Source organism: Curtobacterium sp. VKM Ac-2887 (genome assembly GCF_015350935.1).
Classification (GTDB): Bacteria; Actinomycetota; Actinomycetes; order Actinomycetales; family Microbacteriaceae; genus Curtobacterium.
In genome coordinates this window covers 209,242-225,439 of record NZ_JADKSB010000006.1, presented here as the reverse complement: position 1 = coordinate 225,439, position 16,198 = coordinate 209,242, and the positions used below count along the sequence as shown (strand labels likewise).

Genomic DNA, 16,198 nt, shown 5'->3' with positions numbered 1-16,198 from the left:
CGGATGAGTGAGGCGAAGAACTATTCGGGGGATCGTCCACAGTGCTGCCAATCGTACTGCCTGCCCGAGGGGCCGACCGAGGATCCGTTCAGGAAGGCCGCGCGTCTACGCCGTGACCCGCGCGCGGTGGTACTGCTGCGGCTCGTAGTCGACGGTCACGCCGAGCTCGACGGCCACGCGCAGCGGGAAGCCCGGGTCGCGCAGGAACTCGCGGCCCACCATCACCACGTCGGCCTGTCCGGTCGCGACGATCTGCTCGGCCTGGAAGCCCTCGGAGATCATGCCGACCGCGATGGTGCCGATGCCGGCGTCGCGCTTGATCGCCGCGGCGTGCGGCACCTGGTAGCCGGGGCCGACCGGGATCGGCGCGCTCGCGACGTTGCCGCCGGTCGAGACATCAGCCAGGTCCGCGCCGTGCTCCGCAGCCCACCGGGCGACCTGCGTGGTCTCGTCGAGCGTGAGCCCGCCGTCCACCCAGTCGGTCGCCGAGAACCGCACGACGATCGGGAAGCCCTCGCCGACCTCGGCACGGACGGCGTCGAGGACCTCGAGCAGTGCCCGGGCGCGGTTCTCGAGCGACCCGCCGTACTGGTCCGTGCGGTGGTTGCTCAGCGGCGAGAGGAACTGGTGCAGCAGGTACCCGTGGGCGGCGTGGATCTCGACCAGGTCGAACCCGGCCTCGACGGCGCGGCGAGCGGACTGCGCGAACGCCAGTGCGACGACCCGGATGTCCTCGGTCTCCAGCTCGCGCGGGACCGCGTACCCGTCGAAGGCCACGGCGGACGGGGCGACGGTGGACCAGCCGCCCTGGTCGGCGGGGACCGAACCGTGCGTGGACTCCCACGGGCGGAACGTCGACGCCTTGCGGCCGGCGTGCGCGAGCTGGACACCGGCGGCAGCGCCCTGCGCGTGCAGGAAGTCGACGATCGGCTTGAACGCGTCGCGCTGCTGGTCGTTCCAGAGCCCGAGGTCCTGCGGGCTGATCCGGCCTTCCGGCACCACCCCGGTCGCCTCGACGACCACCGCACCGGCACCGCCCTTGGCGAAGCCGCCCAGGTGGACGAGGTGCCACGCGGTCGGCACGCCGTCCTGCTCCTCGGCCGAGTACTGGCACATCGGGGAGACCCAGATGCGGTTGCGGACCGTCAGGTCGCGGATGGTGATCGGCTCGAACAGGGCGTGCGTCACGCGGGACTCCTCAGGGGACGGGCGCCGGCTCGGCCGCGAGTTCCGTCAGGAACGACCGCAGTGACGCCGACGACGTGTAGTGGTGGCCGACCGCCCCGATCGCTTCCGCGCCGGTGGCGTTCTCGGCCCTGTTGTCCACGAACACCATCTGCTGCGGCTCGATTCCCAGACGCGCGCACGTGTCGCGGTAGATGGATGCGTCGGGCTTCAGGACGTGCTCCTCGGCGCTCACCACCACCGTCTCGAACAGCGAACCCATCGGGGAGCGTCGGTACGGGTCACCGAAGTCGAAGCCGGCGTTCGACAGCAGCGCCACCCGGGTGCCGGCGTCGTGCAGCTCCTCGACGATCGCCAGGGTCTCCGGTTCGACCTCGAACCACCCGGTGAAGTCGACGGCCCAGAACCGGTGGATGTCGGTGACGCTCCAGCTCCGCCCGACGCGCTCGCCGATCGCCCGCCAGTACGCCACGACGGACAGGTCGCCGCGGTCGAGGTCGTGGCGGAGCTCCTGGTAGACGGGGAACAGCTCGTCGGCCGGCACCCCGGTCAACTCGACGAGGGCATCGCGCGACGCGTGCGGCGTCCGGCTGATCACCTCGCCGTAGTCGAAGACCACCACGCGACCAGGCAGGAACAGGCTCATGCGCTCCACCGTAACGTGGGCCCGGTGAACGACTTCGTGCCCGTCCAGCCGTCCGATGCCGCCGCGTGGGTCACCGCGCCGACGGGGGAGTCCACCAAGTACCGCCGCGGGGTGCTCGGCATCGCGACCGGCTCCGACCAGTACCCGGGTGCCGCGGTCCTCGGGGTCGACGCCGCGGTCCACACCGGTGTCGGCATGGTCCGGTACGTCGGGCCGTCGCGGGCGTCGGACCACGTCCTGGCGCGTCGCCCCGAGTCCGTCGCCGGCGTCGGTCGGGTGCAGGCGTGGCTCGTCGGCTCGGGCATCTCGGCGTCGTCGCTCGGTGACCTGGACGACACGACCGCCTCGGCCTTCACGCACGCTTCGGACGACGGCGTCCCGGTCGTGGTCGACGCGGGCGCGATCCCGCTCGTCGACCTCGGCCCGCTCGCCGTCCTGACCCCGCACGCGGGGGAGCTCGCGTCGTTGCTCGGCGTCTCCCGCGAGTCGATCGAGCAGGATCCCGCCGCAGCAGCGCTCCGTGCCGCCGCGCAGACCGGCAGCGTCGTCCTGCTCAAGGGCGAGCGCACGCACGTGGTCACGCCCGACGGGTCGGTCCGGTTGGTGGCGTCGTCGGCGACGCCGTGGCTCGCTGCGGCCGGTGCCGGGGACGTGCTCGGCGGGGTGCTCGGGGCGCTCGTGGCCGCGCGGCAGGGGTCCGTCGAGGCTGCGGGGTCGTCGCTGACGCCGTCGGACCTCGCGCACCTGGCCGCGTCGGCCGCGGTGGTGCACGGGCTCGCGGCGCGGCGGGCGTCCGGTGGCGGGCCGTTCCCGATGACCGGGCTCATCGGCGAGCTGCCCGGGGTCGTGCGGGACCTGGTCGTGAACGGCGACGCGCGCGGGTAGCGGTCGGTGCGCGTGCACCTTCCGACGATCCACGAGGTGATCGACGCGTGTTCTGTCGGAAGATGCGCACGCAATGGGTACGTGCGCATGTTCCGACGGGACACCACCGGTTCGACAGGTGGAAGGTCGCAACATGCGCACGCATGCGCGAGAGGGCGCGGCCTGGGACACGAGCAGGGGACGGACGGGAGGCCCGTGGCGGGGCCGCCACTGGCCTCCCGTCCGCCTGTCGCGCACGTCACGGGCGTGACGCGCGTCGCGGCCGTCAGCTCGCGGGGGTCGCGTGCACCAGGAACTCGACCGTGCCGGAGTCGTCGACCTTCACGAAGCCGAGGCTCGGCGCCTGCACGCCGTAGTCCGAGAAGGTGACCGGGATCGAGCCGGAGATGTCGACGCCGTCGCCGTTCAGGCCGACCTGCAGGTCGGCGGTGACGTCCTTCGTGACGCCGTGCAGCGTGAGCTTGCCGGCAGCGGTGACCTTCGTCGTGTCCGAGCCGCTCGGGACCGCGTCGGCGATCGGCTCGGAGAGTTCGAACGTGGCCTCGGGGAAGGCGGCGGTGTCCATCGCGGAGTCGCGGAAGTAGGAGTCACGCTGGTCCGAATCGGTGGCGATGTCGGCGACCTGCACTGTGATCGTTGCCTTCGTGATGCTCGTGCCGTCGACGGTGGCGCTGCCGGAGACGCTGTCGGTGCGGCCGGTGACGGTGACGTCGGAGCCGTTGAGGACCTCGTGCAGGCGGTAGCCGGCCTCGGAGTCGCCGCCGACCGTCCACGCGCCGGACAGGTCGGAGTCGTCGAGGGTGGAGGCCTCGCGGCTGGCGGCCACGGACGGTGCCGCCGACGCCTTCGCGTTCTCGTTGCTCGTGTAGACGTTCGTCGCGACGATCGCCCCGATGACGCCGAGCACGACGACGGCGGCGATGACGGAGATCCAGATGACGGCCTTGCGGCGCCCGCGCGGGGTTTCGGTGGTCACGAGCAAGACGGTGACACGTCATGGTTGGGGGAGCCTGGGATTCTCAGCCGGTTCGGGTGCGCTCGCTGCGGGTTCGGGTGCGCTCCCTGCCGGTACGCTCGTCCGGTGCTGAGGACCGGGAACCCGTGGATCGAACGCGTCGGGTTCGTCCTGGCGTTCGCCGCCGTGCACGCGGCGCTGTGGTGGCTGACCGCGATCTCGGCGAACCTGCCGCTCGGCGACGTCACCATCACCTACAGCCGGTGGATCGAGACCGGGCGGAGCGCGGACTTCTGGGTCGGGATCGACGGCGAGTGGGTCTACCCGATCCTGGCGATCGTGCCGATGGCCGCCGCAGCACTCGGTGGGATCGCGTCGATCGGCTCTGGGTGGCTGCTGCTGATGGTGCTGCTCGACGCCGTCGCGTGTGCGTTCCTGTGGCGGTTCCAGGCGCGCGGTGCGTTCGGCTCGCGTGCGGACGGCTCGTCGTCGCGTGGCGTGCGGGTCGTGTGGTGGTGGCTCGCGTTCCTGCTCGCACTCGGGCCGATCGCGCTCGGTCGCATCGACACCGTCGCCACGGTGTTCGCCCTGGTCGGGGTGGCCTTCGTCGCCTCGCGGCCGGCGGTCGCCTCGGCGCTGTTCACCGCCGGTGCGTGGACGAAGGTCTGGCCGGCCGCCCTCGTCGGCGTGCTGCTGCTCCTGCGGAAGGGGCACCGCCGCGGTGTGCTGGCGGGCGCCCTCGTGCTCAGTGCGCTCATCGTGCTCGTCGACGTGCTCTGGGGCGGAGCGCCGTACCTGCTGTCGTTCATCGGGGAGCAGACCGGTCGGGCGCTGCAGATCGAGTCACCGCTCGCGACGCCGTTCATGTGGGCGGCAGCGTTCGGGGCTCCTGGTGCGGCCGTGTTCTACAACCAGCAGATCCTGACGTTCGAGGTCTCCGGTGCCGGCACGCACGCCGCTGCCGCGGTCTCGACGCCGCTGATGGCCCTCGTGGTCGTCGCCGGTGTCGTGCTCGCGCTGTGGGCCGCACGCCGTGGCGCCCGTCGGGCCGAGCTCGCGCCCGTGCTCGCGCTGCTGTTCGTCGCCGCGCTCATCGCCACCAACAAGGTCGGGTCGCCGCAGTACATCGGGTGGCTCGCCGTGCCGATCGTGTGGGGACTGGCCGCCGGGACGCCGAGTGTGCGCCGGTTCGTGCCGATCGCGATCGCCGCGCTGCCCACCGCCGTGTTGACGCAGCTGATCTACCCGGCGTACTACGACCAGGTGCTCACGCTGCAGCCGTGGATGCTCGTGGTGCTGACGCTGCGGAACGTGCTCGAGGTGGCGATCCTGGCGTGGACCGTGGTCGAGCTCGTGCGCATGGGACGGGGTGCGGGCAGGATGGACGCATGATCGTCGCCTTCTCCGTTGCTCCGTCCGGTGGTCCCTCCGAACAGGCGGACGGCTCCGTGCACGACGCCGTCGCCGCAGCCGTGCGGGTGGTCCGTGAGAGCGGCCTGCCGAACCGCACGTCGTCGATGTTCACCGAGCTCGAGGGGGAGTGGGACGAGGTCATGGACGTCGTCAAGCGCGCCACCGAGGCCGTGGGCGTCTACGGCACGCGGGTGTCGCTCGTGCTCAAGGCCGACATCCGACCGGGGCACACCGGCGAGATCGACGGCAAGCTCGAGCGGCTCGAAGCGGCGCTCGGCGAGTAGCGCTCAGCGGCCGGCGCTGTCGCTCGGCGCTCGCGTTCGGCGCTGTCGCTCGGCGCTCGCGCTCAGCGCTTGTCGCGCCGCCGTGCCCGGGTCTGCCGGCGGGGGTCCGGCCCGAGCACCACGAACACCGTCAGCAGCGCGATGCCGGCGAGCACCGCGATGAGCACGATGACCATGCCCATCGGGTCGGTGGCGTCCTCGCAGTTCGCGGGCGCACCGGCGGCGCAGGAGGCGAGCACGGTCGTCGTGAGGGTCACGTGCTCATTGAACAACGAGGGCCCGCACGACACGCCGTCGCCCTCCCGCGGATGTCGGTGGTCGGGTGTCTCATTGCCCGTGTCGAGCCACATCCGGTGGCCCCGAGACGACGAGGAGCGCGTGATGACCCACGACGGCTGGTGCCCCGACTGCGACCTGCGAACGGTCGTCATCGACACGGACGAACAAGGCGAGAACGCCTGGGCCACGTGCGCCGAGTGCGGCGCCGGCTGGACGCACCGCGACGAGCTGCCCGATCTCGCACCTGCGTCGACGCGTCCCGCCCACACGGAGCGTCAGGCGGCCTGACCCGGTTCTCCTCGGGTACGGCCGGGCCAGCCCGGTGCGACCCGTGCCGGCCGTGCACGGTGACTTCCGTTCGGCCTTTGGAGCGGTCTACACTGCTCGGACCGGATGGTCGTCGCCACCCGGACCGTCCCGTTCGCTGCTGAACCCGGACCGGCACCCCGTTCGGGCGTGGCCGCGCTGCCGATCGGCACGTGGACCGCGACGATCGCGGGACGCCTCCGTCACCACCGTCGCCCAGGCGACACCGTCCAGCCGACACCCCGATCCGACGCCGCCCGTGCAGGACGTCGTCCGAGAACAGGCCCCATGTCACAGCTCACGCCTGCGCGTCGCACCGCCGCGCTCATCTCGCTCGCCCTCGGCGGCTTCGCCATCGGGTCGACCGAGTTCGTCGCGATGGGCCTGCTGCCGAACATCGCGCAGGCGCTGCTGCCGCAGCAGTACGGCCTCGACCCGGACGCCGGCATCGCGCACGCGGGCTGGCTCGTCAGTGCCTACGCCCTCGGGGTCGTCGTCGGTGCTCCCACCATCGCGGCGATGTCGGCGAAGTTCCCGCGCAAGGGCCTGATCCTCGTGCTGCTCGTCGGGTTCGTCCTCGCGACGATCGCGAGTGCGCTGCTGCCGTCGTTCGGACTGGTGCTCGTCGCCCGGTTCGTGGCGGGTCTGCCGCACGGCGCCTACTTCGGCATCGCCTCGATCGTCGCGGGCGACATGATGGGCCCGGGCAAGCGCGGCAAGGGCATCGCGATGGTGCTGCTCGGTCTGTCGGTCGCGAACGTCGTCGGCGTCCCCGCGATCACCTGGGTCGGCCAGCTCGCCGGCTGGCGGATCGCCTACGGCGTCGTCGCCGCACTGTTCGCGCTCACGTTCCTCGCCGTCGCGGCCTTCGTGCCGAAGAGCGCCCGTGACGAGCACGCGACGATCGGCCGGGAGCTCCGCGCCTTCCGCGTGCCGCAGGTCTGGATCGTGATGGGCCTCGGCGCCGTCGGGTTCGGTGGGTTCTTCGCCGTGTACTCGTACATCTCGCCGCTCGTGCAGCACGTCACGGGCATGCCGGAGTCGTTCGTGCCGATCGTCCTGGTGGTCGTGGGCATCGGCATGGTCGTCGGCGGTGTGCTCGGCGGACACCTCGCCGACCACAGCGTGAAGCGCACGATCTACTTCGGCATGTTCTCGCTCATCGGCGCGCTGCTGCTCACGGTGCTGACCGCGCAGTGGCTCTGGGGGATGCTGCTCGGCGCGTTCCTGCTCGGTGCGACCTCGTCGGCGATCCCGCCGGCGGTGCAGTCCCGCCTGATGGACGTCGCCGGCGACGCCCGGACGATCGCCGCGGCGCTCAACCACTCGGCGTTCAACATCGGCAACTCGCTCGGCGCAGCACTCGGCGGTGCGGTCATCGCTGCCGGCTTCGGGTTCGTCGCACCGGGCTGGCTCGGCATCGTCCTCGCGCTGCTCGGCGTCCTCGTCACGATGTTCAGCTACTCGGTCGAGCGTCGCACCACGCGCCGTGCCGCGCTGCGCTCCCCGTCGCCGAGCACCGGCCCGATCACCGCGCCCGTCCCGATCCACTGATCGCGCGCGGTGGGCGTGCCCACGCACCGGACGGGAGGCCCGTGGCGACGCCGCCACGGGCCTCCCGTCCGACGTGGTGTGCGGCAGACCGCCGATGGTGAGCAGAAATGGTCGGGTCCCGTGATGGGACCCGACCATTTGTGCTCACGAGGCGGGCAAGCGCCCGCGCGCGCCGCGCTACAGGCCCAGCGGGCCGCCGTCCTGCACGATGATGCCGTCGGTGATCGCCCGCTTCCGGAGCGCCACCTTCGTGCCCACGTCGAAGCCTGCGACGCGGTACTTCTCGCGGATGCGCTTGAGGTAACTCTTCGCGGTCTCCTCGGAGATGCCGAGCTGGTACGCGACGCTCTTCACGGGCTCGCCACCGCCGTACAGGGCCATGACGCGGCGCTCCTGGGCGCTGAGCTTCGGGACGCCACCGACGTCGCCGCTGTTGATGGCCAGGTCGAGCTCGGCGGAGACGTACTGCTCACCGCGCTGGGCGGAGCGGATCGCCTCGACGATCATGTCGGCGTCCTCGCTCTTCACCAGGTAGCCGAGTGCGCCGGCCGCCAGGGCCTCGCGCACGACGTTCGGCTCCGAGTAGGTGCTCATCACGACGGTCTTCACACCGGCGGTCTTGAGCGTCGAGATCTTCAGCGACACCGGGATGGAGTCCTTGAGGTCCAGGTCGAGCAGCACCACGTCCACCGGGAACGCCGGGCTCGTCAGGAGCTCGGGCCAGGTCGTGACCGCGGCCACCAGCGTGATGTCGTCGGCGGCGCTCCGGATCCACTCCGTGAGCGCGCCGAGGAGCATCCTGTGGTCGTCGACGAGTGCGAGTCGGATGGGTTCCTCTGGAGTCGCCATGCGGGCGTCCTTTCTCGGGGGCAGTTCGTGCCCGATCCTAGGAGGGAGGGGCACGTGGCACGGGCAGGCTGTCCGGGTGTCCGGCAGCTACATCGACGGATGTCGGTCCACGACGCAGTGGGCGACGATGTGGAGCGCGCCGTCGCGGACGGTCTCGGTGTACGGACCGATGCGTTGCAGGGCGCTCCAGGCGGTGGGGCCGAGGCGTCGGCGCTGGACGCCGCGGGACTCGATCACGACCGGCACGTCCATCCGCTCGTCGGTGACGGGGTGGCCGTCGGACCCGACCGGGCCGAGCGTGACCGAGACGACCGGCAGGCCTGGGGTGGCGGTGCGGCCGTCGCCGACCATCTGCCACAGGGCCTGCAGCAGTCCGTCGCGTTGCGCGGGCGAGAGGTGTCCGGCCAGGGCGCCCGGGTCGGCGACGCTCACCGAACGGCCGAGGTGGTCGGACTCCGTGATCGCGTGGTACAGCCAGGTCTCGCGCCGTCCCTCGATGAGGTGCAGGCGGAGCTCGGTCGCGAGCGAGGCGGCGACGGAGCTCGAGGCGTCCGACAGCGGCAGGGGATCGGTGCCGTTCGCGACGGCGTCGAGCAGCTTCTCGGCGGCCAGGTCGAGTCGGGCGAGCTCGTCCGAGGCGAGCATGCCGACGGCGAACTGCGGCGCCTGCACGTTGCTCTGCACGAGCACCCGGTCGAGTTCCCGCTGCACGAGCTGCCGGAACCGCTGCACGACGTACAGGGCGATCGACGGCGGCACGACGACCAGGGCCAGCAAGGACACGATGCCCGGCAGCGTGTCGTTGGTGATCGGGGTCGAGGCGACGCTCATGCCGACGAACGCCAGGCCGAGGACCGCGATGGCGGCGGCGACCTCGCGGGCGGGCCGGAGCGTGGCGATCGGCAGGAGCGCGAAGCCCGCGGCGATCGACGCCGATGCCGTGTGGGCGATGTCGTGCTCGGGCCAGATGCCGATGAAGTCGAGGGTCACGACGCACGCCAGCACGACGCAGATCAGCACGAAGGCCAGCCCGGTCAACCGCTCGCCGTAGGTCAGCACGCTCAGACCGACCCCGACCGCGGCGACGATGTAGAGCATCCAGGCGGCTGCGGGCAACCACGGGTCGGAGAAGTCGGACCAGCGGACCAGGAAGTACACGATGCCGGAGACGGCCTCGATGGCGGTGAGCACCGCTGCGCCGAGGCCGAGGTACCCGGCTCCGAGCGAGGCGCCGGGCTTGGCCGCCTGGCGGAGCGACCGTGCGCCGGTCGAGGTCGAGGGGAGCCCGCGGGCCTGCCGGCGCTCGCTGGTGCGGTAGCGCTCGCGCGCCTCGCGACGGGTGCGGGGCGGCTGCTGGCCGGTCGACTCGCCGGGCAGGCCGCGGCTGATGGTGTCCTCGGGGACCCGGGTCATCGAGGTGCCTCCAGGACGACGGTGGTGCCGGAGCCCGGCGCGGAGAACAGCTTGGCGTCGCCGCCGACCTCGCGCAGCCGGCTCACGACGCTCTCCTTGAAGCCGAGTCGTTCGGCGCTGACGGTGGTCAGGTCGAACCCGACGCCGGAGTCGGTGACCATGGCGCGCACCATGTCGTTGTCGTGGACGATCGTGACGTGTGCCTCGCCCACGCCGGCGTGCCTGCGGACGTTCTCGAGGCACTCGCCGAGCGCGAGCAGGAAGGCGTCGAGCACGTGCGACGGCAGCAGCACCTGACCGGTGCCGTGCCAGCTGACCTCGAGGCCCATCCGCCCGAAGCGCTGCTTCACCGACTCGAGGGTCTGGCCGAGCGGCGACTCCTCTTCGCGGGTGAGCGAGTAGTCGCCGGACTGCGACGGCTGCGGGGTCGCGCCGAGTCGCAGATGGCGCAGGAGTCTGGCGTCCTCGGCGGCCTGCTCACGCATGGCCTGCTCGGAGACCCCGACGCCGGAGTGCGCGAGGAGCGTGAGCGTCGCGAGGACCGTGTCGTGCAGCAGCCGAGCACCCTGCCGCCGCTGTGCCTCGGTCTCGCTGGCTTGGCGTTCGGCGCGGTGCGCGGTGCCGATGCTGTAGATCCGTCGGGCGACGCGGGGGATGCTGCGCGAGATCCACACGGCCACGACCGCGATGAGCACCCAGCCGAGCAGGGCGCCGCTGACGGGCGTCGACAGGAGCCCGCCGGTGGCCCACACCATCACGACGACGACGATCGCGCCGGTGCCGATCGTGAGTCCGAGGCCGAACGGCTGGCCGCGCTGCGCCATCAGCGGGGCGGACAGCGAGCCGCCCGCGAGCGGCATGACGGCGCTGGCGACGAGCGGGCGGACCGACTCGTCCACGCCGGAGAACAGCAGCGCGAGCGAGGCGAGCCCCGTGACGAGGATCGCGGCGGTCCACCACACGGTGCCACTGCGCCCGAAGAACACGAACGCGGCGACCATCGCGGCGATGCACAGCAGGGCGCCCACGAGCGGCAGGGCGGAGACCGCGGCGGCGGAGACCACGCCGACGACGCTGATGAGCGCGCAGACGATGCCCACGACACGGGTCGTCGCCCGCAGCAAGCGGTCGCGTTCCTGTGCGATGAATTCCATCGATGTCCTGGTTGGTGACGAGCTGGTGTGACGGGTCGTGCGGGGAAACCGAGCCTCGTTCAGTCCGGGCTCGCAGCCATCCAACCACGGGCGACACCCGTTGGGGGGTGTTCGGCGCGCCGTGCCGCACGTGCCGCCGCCGCCCCGGCGCTTGCTGCGGCCCCGGCGCGTGCCGCTACCCCCGGTGCGCGCCGTGTCGCGCTCAGCCGTCGAGCAACCGCCGCAGGTGCGCGCCGACCTGCTCGTGCTCGATGAGGAACCCGTCGTGCCCGAACTCGCTCTCGATCACCGCGGCCGTGTCCCCGTCGAGCGTGTCCGGCACCCCCGCGGCGATCCGGTGCTGGTCCTCGATCGGGAACAGCCGGTCGCTCGAGATCCCCACGACGAGCGTGCGGGCCGTCACGAGTTCGAGCGCGGCAGCGACCCCGCCCCGCCCGGCCCCGACGTCGTGGGAGTCCATCGCGTGCGTGAGCGTGATGTACGACGACGCGTCGAAGCGCCGGGTGAACTTGTTGCCGTGGAAGTCGAGGTAGCTCTCGACCGAGAACCGCCCGTCGTCGCCGAGCGGGGACACGTCGCTCTGCCACGACCGGGCGAACCGGCCGTTCAGCTCGTCGGACGCCCGGTAGGTCATCAACGCCATCCGCCGCGCGAGCGCCAGCCCGCGGTGCGGGCCCTCGCCGGCGTCGGCCTCGTAGTAGTCGCCGCCCGCGAACGCCGGATCCATCTGGATCGCCGACCGCTGCAGGGAGTTCGCCGCGATCTGGTCCGCGGTGGTCTGCGCCGTCGAGGCCAGCACCGCCAGCCGCTGGACGCGTGCGGGGTGCGACACCGCGAACTCGAGGGCGTGCATCCCGCCCATCGACCCGCCGACGACGGCAGCGAACACGTCGATGCCGAGTCGGTCGGCGAGCTGGCGCTGCACCTCGACCTGGTCGCGCACGGTGACGAACGGGAACCGCGAGCCCCACTCGACCCCGGTGGGTGCCACCGACGACGGCCCGGTCGTGCCCTGGCAGCCGCCGAGCATGTTGGGCGCGATCACGAACCAGCGGTCGGTGTCGATCGCCAGGCCGGGTCCGACGACGTCGCCCCACCAGCCGGCGGTGCGGTGCCCCGGACCGGGTGCGCCCGAGACGTGCGAGTCGCCGGTCAGCGCGTGGAACAGCAGGACGGCGTTGTCGCGCGCCGCGTTGAGCGTGCCCCACGACTCGTACGCCACCCGCACGGCCGGGAGCCGCCCGCCGCGCACCCACTGCTCGCCGAGGGACGCGAAGTGGCGGGCACCCGGTTGGTCGCCGGGGCGCCAGGCGCCGGTGACCGGCGGCTTGCCGATGGTGCCGAGTTCGGCGCCGGGCACCAGGGTGGACGGCACGGAGTCCTCGGGGGTCGTCTGCCAGTCCATGGTGCGTCCAGTCTGCCGGGAGGCGCGGGTCGCCGCCGCCGTGTTACGTCACGCCCGCCCCGTGGCCGGGTCGCAGGCCGCGCTCGCCCTTTGCGTGCGTGCGCATGTTCCGACATCGTGCGCGTTGTTCGACTCGTGGATCGTCGCACCATGCACACGCACCGGATGCGTGCGCAACGAGCGACGTCCCACGAGTCGATCGACTCGTGGGACGTCGCAACATGCACACGCATCGAGCGCGCGGTGCCTCGGGCCGGGCGAACGCTAGGCGCGCTGCCCCTCCTGCGAGACCGCACGGGCCGCGGCGAGCCCGGCCTCGAGGTCGGCCTTCAGGTCCTCGATGTTCTCGATGCCGACGGACAGGCGCACCAGGCCCGGCGTGACCCCGGTGGTGAGCTGCTGCTCGGGCGTGAGCTGCGAGTGCGTGGTCGACGCCGGGTGGATCACGAGCGAGCGCACGTCGCCGATGTTCGCCAGGTGCGAGAACAGCTGCAGGTTGTCGACGAACGCCTTGCCCGCGGGCACACCGCCCTTGAGCTCGAACGACAGCACGGCACCGACGCCCTTCGGCGCGTACCGGTTCGCCGCGGCGTACCAGGGCGACGTCGGGAGGCCGGCGTAGGCGACGGTCGCGACGTCCGGGTGCTGGTCGAGCCACTCGGCGATCTCCTGCGCGTTCGACACGTGGCGCTCGATGCGGAGCGACAGCGTCTCGATGCCCTGCAGGAGTGCGAACGCGGTGTCCGCCGAGTTCGACGCCCCGAGGTCGCGGAGCAGCTGCACGCGGGCCTTCACGATGTAGGCGAGCTCGTTGCCGACGGCCTCGGCGAAGACCGCGCCGTGGTACGACGGGTCGGGCGTGTTGAACTCCGGGAACTTGTCCGGGTGCTGCGACCAGGCGAACTTCCCGCCGTCGACGATGATGCCGCCGATGACGGTGCCGTGGCCGCCGAGGAACTTCGTCGCCGAGTGCACGACGATGTCGGCCCCGTGCTCGAACGGACGGATCAGGTACGGCGTCGCGATCGTGTTGTCGACGATCAGCGGGACGCCGGACTCGTGCGCGACGTCGCTGACGCCGGTGATGTCGAGGACGTTGATCCGCGGGTTGCCGATGGTCTCGGCGAAGAAGAGCTTCGTGTTCGGGCGGACGGCGCGGCGCCACTCCTCGAGGTCGTCCTGGTCCTCGACGAACGTGGTCTCGATCCCGAGCTTCGCCAGCGTGTACTTGAACAGGTTGTACGTGCCGCCGTAGATCGACGACGACGACACGATGTGGTCGCCAGCACCCGCGATGTTCAGCACGGCGTACGTCTCCGCCGCCTGGCCGGACGCCACGAGGAGTGCGCCGCTGCCGCCCTCGAGTGCCGCGATGCGCTGCTCCACGACGTCGTTCGTCGGGTTCATGATGCGGGAGTAGATGTTGCCCGGCTTGGCGAGGGCGAACAGGTCGCGGGCCTCGTCCGAGTTCGCGAAGACGTACGAGGTCGTCTTGTAGATCGGGGTGGCGCGGGCGCCCGTGGTCGGGTCCGGCTGTGCGCCGGCGTGGACCTGCGTGGTCTCGAACCGCCACTGCGCGGCGTCGTGCTCGGTCATCTTGGTGCTCCTGTCCGGTGCGGCTGGTCGTCGGGTCGCCTTGCGCTCGGCCTGGAGGCGCGGCGCGTCTGTGCGTCGGGTGTCACGGTACGCAGGTGGTCGCGCTGGTACCAGCGCACCCGCCTCGGGGCGTAACGCGCACGCCCGACGCGCCACGGGCCTCCCGGTCGAGCCTGCGCGCTCGTCTGACGGCGGCGACCACGGGGATCGGTCGCGGCCTGCCGCGACGTCGCGCGCTGCCGACTGAGCGCAGCGAAGACGACTGCTTGCGCGGAAATGTCAATTGTCGCGACGGAACAGCCAACCGACGTTCGGTTCGAGCAGCCAGCGCATCCCGCGCCGCACGAAGGGCTGCGCCAGGAAGAGGCTGACCGCGCAGGCGATCGCGACCATCAGGAGCACGAACGGCCACGCGGAGTGCGGACCGGCGAGCACGCCGGACTCGCGGATCGGGTAGAGCACGAAGGTGTGCAGCAGGTACACGTACATCGTCGCCGCACCGAACTGCGTGAGCCAGATGTTCCGGCGGGGGATGAGCACCAGGAACGAGGCGGTCAGCAGCGTCGCGAGCAGCATCAGGCCGAAGCGCACGGCACCCGCCCACCAGGCGTCCTCGCCGAGACCCGAGTACGAGTCGTCGTAGAAGAACCAGTGGTGCAGGTCGAACTCCTTGAACTGCGGGATCCACACCGCGCACGACACGGCCCACGCGGCGAACACCACGCCGGCGGCGACGCGCACCCGGACCACGGTACGGCGTGAGGCCTCGTACCAGCGGTCGAAGAGCCCCCATTGCTTGACCTGCCACCCGAGCAGGAAGAACGGCAGCAGGCTGATCGCGCGGGACAACGACAGCGTGGAGTCGACGTTGTCGAAATAGCCGACGCCGATGCTGAACACGACGGCCCAGAACAACGGCCACCGCAGCTGCGCCAGGTACGGCAGGATCAGCTTGAAGATGCCGAGGGCCAGCAGGAACCACAGGGTCCAGGTCGGCTGCGTCGGGTTGAAGTCCTTGCCGCCCTCGACGATGCCCTGCACCACCGTCCAGATCGTCTGCATGATGATGTACGGCACGACGATGTCGGTGATCGTCCGGCGCATGCGCTTCGCCGTCGGGGTGTCGGCCGACGAGAAGTAGCCGCTGATCACACCGAACGCGGGCATGTGGAACGCGTAGATGAACGTGTAGAGCGCCAGGGCGTGCTCGCTCGCCGTCGTCTGGCGCTGGATCGCGTGGCCGATCACCACGAGGGTCACCGCGACGAACCGCGCGGTGTCCCACATCGGGATACGGCGCGGTGCCCGGCCGGGTTCGAGCTGCGTCGCCGGGGCCGAGGGTGCGGGAGGGGCGGCATCCGTCGTCATCGCCGGTCACGTTACCGGATCGTGACCTGGGAGGGTCGGTACGGTGGGGACCGGGGCGAGCAGTCGTCCCGACACCGGGGCGATCGTTGCCCCGACACCGACGCAGGAGGCAGATCACATGGCAGCACGGCGCGCAGTCGTCACCGGAGCGAGCTCGGGCATCGGGGCGGCCACCGTCCGGCTGTTCCGTTCGCGGGGCTGGGACGTGCTCGCCGTCGCCCGCCGGGCGTCGAAGCTCGAGGCGCTCGCCGCGGAGACCGGGGCCGAGGTCCTGGTGGCGGACATCACGAGCGCCGCCGACGTCGAGGCGCTCGCCGCCCGCGTCGCCGAGCTCGGCGGCGCCGACGTCCTCGTGAACAACGCCGGTGGCGCGTTCGGCTCGGCCAGCGTCGAGGAGTCCGACGTCGACGACTGGCGGGCCATGTTCGAGGTGAACGTGATCGGCACGAAGCGCGTCGTCGCCGCGCTGCTGCCGCACCTGCGGGACCGTGCACGCGACACCGGGGGAGCGGACATCGTCACGGTGACGAGCACGGCCGGGTTCGTGGCGTACGAGAACGGCGGCGGCTACAACGCCGCGAAGTTCGCCGAGCACGCCCTTGTCGGCGCGCTCCGGCTCGAGCTGAACGGCGAACCGATCCGTGTCGTCGAGATCGCTCCCGGCCTGGTGAAGACCGACGAGTTCGCGCTCACCCGCTTCCGCGGCGACGAGCAGAAGGCCGCTGCGGTCTACGACGACGTGCCTGACCCGCTCGTGGCCGACGACGTCGCCGAGGCGATCGTGCACGCGGTGGAACTGCCGCCACACGTGAACCTCGACCTCGTCACGATCCGACCGGTCGCGCAGTCGGCGCAGCACAAGCTCGCGCGCGGGACGCTCGCGCCGCGCTGATCGCGTTCGCAGCG

16 protein-coding genes are annotated in these 16,198 nt (G+C 71.6%); 6 read left to right on the top strand and 10 right to left on the bottom strand.

The genetic code is table 11. The features are described from left to right. Positions 1-105: 105 nt before the first annotated feature. Positions 106-1,188, bottom strand: coding sequence for an NADH:flavin oxidoreductase/NADH oxidase (locus ITJ69_RS09345; protein WP_194672610.1), 1,083 nt, complete (start codon positions 1,186-1,188; stop codon positions 106-108). 10 nt (positions 1,189-1,198) lie between these two features. Continuing rightward, on the bottom strand, positions 1,199-1,831 hold the full coding sequence (locus ITJ69_RS09340) for an HAD family hydrolase (RefSeq protein WP_194672609.1): 633 nt from the start codon (positions 1,829-1,831) through the stop codon (positions 1,199-1,201). Between the two features lie 24 nt (positions 1,832-1,855). Here ITJ69_RS09340 and ITJ69_RS09335 point away from each other — a divergent pair, with 24 nt between their 5' ends. Beyond that, the gene (locus tag ITJ69_RS09335; RefSeq protein WP_194672608.1) at positions 1,856-2,716 is read left to right on the top strand and encodes an ADP-dependent NAD(P)H-hydrate dehydratase; all 861 of its coding nucleotides are present in this window, start codon (positions 1,856-1,858) and stop codon (positions 2,714-2,716) included. 265 nt (positions 2,717-2,981) lie between these two features. On the opposite strand, the gene ITJ69_RS09330 is transcribed toward ITJ69_RS09335, so the two are convergent. After that, complete coding sequence (locus ITJ69_RS09330; protein WP_185094174.1) at positions 2,982-3,692, bottom strand: YceI family protein; 711 nt, start codon at positions 3,690-3,692, stop codon at positions 2,982-2,984. Between the two features lie 105 nt (positions 3,693-3,797). Here ITJ69_RS09330 and ITJ69_RS09325 point away from each other — a divergent pair, with 105 nt between their 5' ends. Next, positions 3,798-5,063, top strand: coding sequence for a glycosyltransferase 87 family protein (locus tag ITJ69_RS09325; protein ID WP_194672607.1), 1,266 nt, complete (start codon positions 3,798-3,800; stop codon positions 5,061-5,063). Beyond that, positions 5,060-5,368 carry a thiamine-binding protein gene (locus ITJ69_RS09320; protein ID WP_123294222.1) on the top strand — a complete coding sequence of 103 codons (309 nt, stop codon included), beginning with the start codon at positions 5,060-5,062 and terminating at the stop codon, positions 5,366-5,368. Before ITJ69_RS09325 ends, ITJ69_RS09320 begins: the two co-directional genes overlap by 4 nt. 62 nt (positions 5,369-5,430) lie before the next feature. Here ITJ69_RS09320 and ITJ69_RS09315 read toward each other — a convergent pair whose 3' ends face one another. Beyond that, a complete protein-coding gene (locus ITJ69_RS09315; protein ID WP_194672606.1) occupies positions 5,431-5,625 on the bottom strand; it encodes a hypothetical protein in 195 nt (64 codons plus the stop codon). A 124-nt stretch (positions 5,626-5,749) separates the two neighbouring features. Between ITJ69_RS09315 and ITJ69_RS09310 the strand changes: the two genes are divergently transcribed. After that, entirely contained in the window at positions 5,750-5,935 is a 186-nt protein-coding gene (locus tag ITJ69_RS09310) for a hypothetical protein (protein ID WP_131919968.1), read from the top strand. A 306-nt stretch (positions 5,936-6,241) separates the two neighbouring features. Further along, a complete protein-coding gene (locus tag ITJ69_RS09305) occupies positions 6,242-7,507 on the top strand; it encodes an MFS transporter (protein WP_123312344.1) in 1,266 nt (421 codons plus the stop codon). A gap of 177 nt (positions 7,508-7,684) precedes the next feature. Here the strand turns inward: ITJ69_RS09305 and ITJ69_RS09300 are convergent, their stop codons facing one another. From ITJ69_RS09300 to ITJ69_RS09270, 6 genes are all read right to left on the bottom strand, one after another. After that, complete coding sequence (locus ITJ69_RS09300) at positions 7,685-8,356, bottom strand: response regulator transcription factor (protein WP_111086410.1); 672 nt, start codon at positions 8,354-8,356, stop codon at positions 7,685-7,687. A gap of 87 nt (positions 8,357-8,443) precedes the next feature. After that, positions 8,444-9,769, bottom strand: coding sequence for a hypothetical protein (locus ITJ69_RS09295; RefSeq protein ID WP_123339799.1), 1,326 nt, complete (start codon positions 9,767-9,769; stop codon positions 8,444-8,446). Continuing rightward, on the bottom strand, positions 9,766-10,923 hold the full coding sequence (locus tag ITJ69_RS09290; RefSeq protein WP_123294227.1) for a sensor histidine kinase: 1,158 nt from the start codon (positions 10,921-10,923) through the stop codon (positions 9,766-9,768). The genes ITJ69_RS09295 and ITJ69_RS09290 overlap by 4 nt, the downstream gene beginning before the upstream one ends. A 202-nt stretch (positions 10,924-11,125) precedes the next feature. Next, positions 11,126-12,328 carry a homoserine O-acetyltransferase MetX gene (gene metX, locus ITJ69_RS09285; protein WP_194672605.1) on the bottom strand — a complete coding sequence of 401 codons (1,203 nt, stop codon included), beginning with the start codon at positions 12,326-12,328 and terminating at the stop codon, positions 11,126-11,128. Positions 12,329-12,592: 264 nt separating this feature from the next. Next, positions 12,593-13,924, bottom strand: coding sequence for a bifunctional o-acetylhomoserine/o-acetylserine sulfhydrylase (locus ITJ69_RS09280; RefSeq protein WP_111086406.1), 1,332 nt, complete (start codon positions 13,922-13,924; stop codon positions 12,593-12,595). Between the two features lie 279 nt (positions 13,925-14,203). Next, positions 14,204-15,292, bottom strand: coding sequence for an acyltransferase family protein (locus tag ITJ69_RS09270; RefSeq protein WP_123294229.1), 1,089 nt, complete (start codon positions 15,290-15,292; stop codon positions 14,204-14,206). Positions 15,293-15,410: 118 nt separating this feature from the next. Between ITJ69_RS09270 and ITJ69_RS09265 the strand changes: the two genes are divergently transcribed. After that, complete coding sequence (locus ITJ69_RS09265; protein WP_194672604.1) at positions 15,411-16,184, top strand: SDR family oxidoreductase; 774 nt, start codon at positions 15,411-15,413, stop codon at positions 16,182-16,184. Positions 16,185-16,198: the final 14 nt, after the last annotated feature.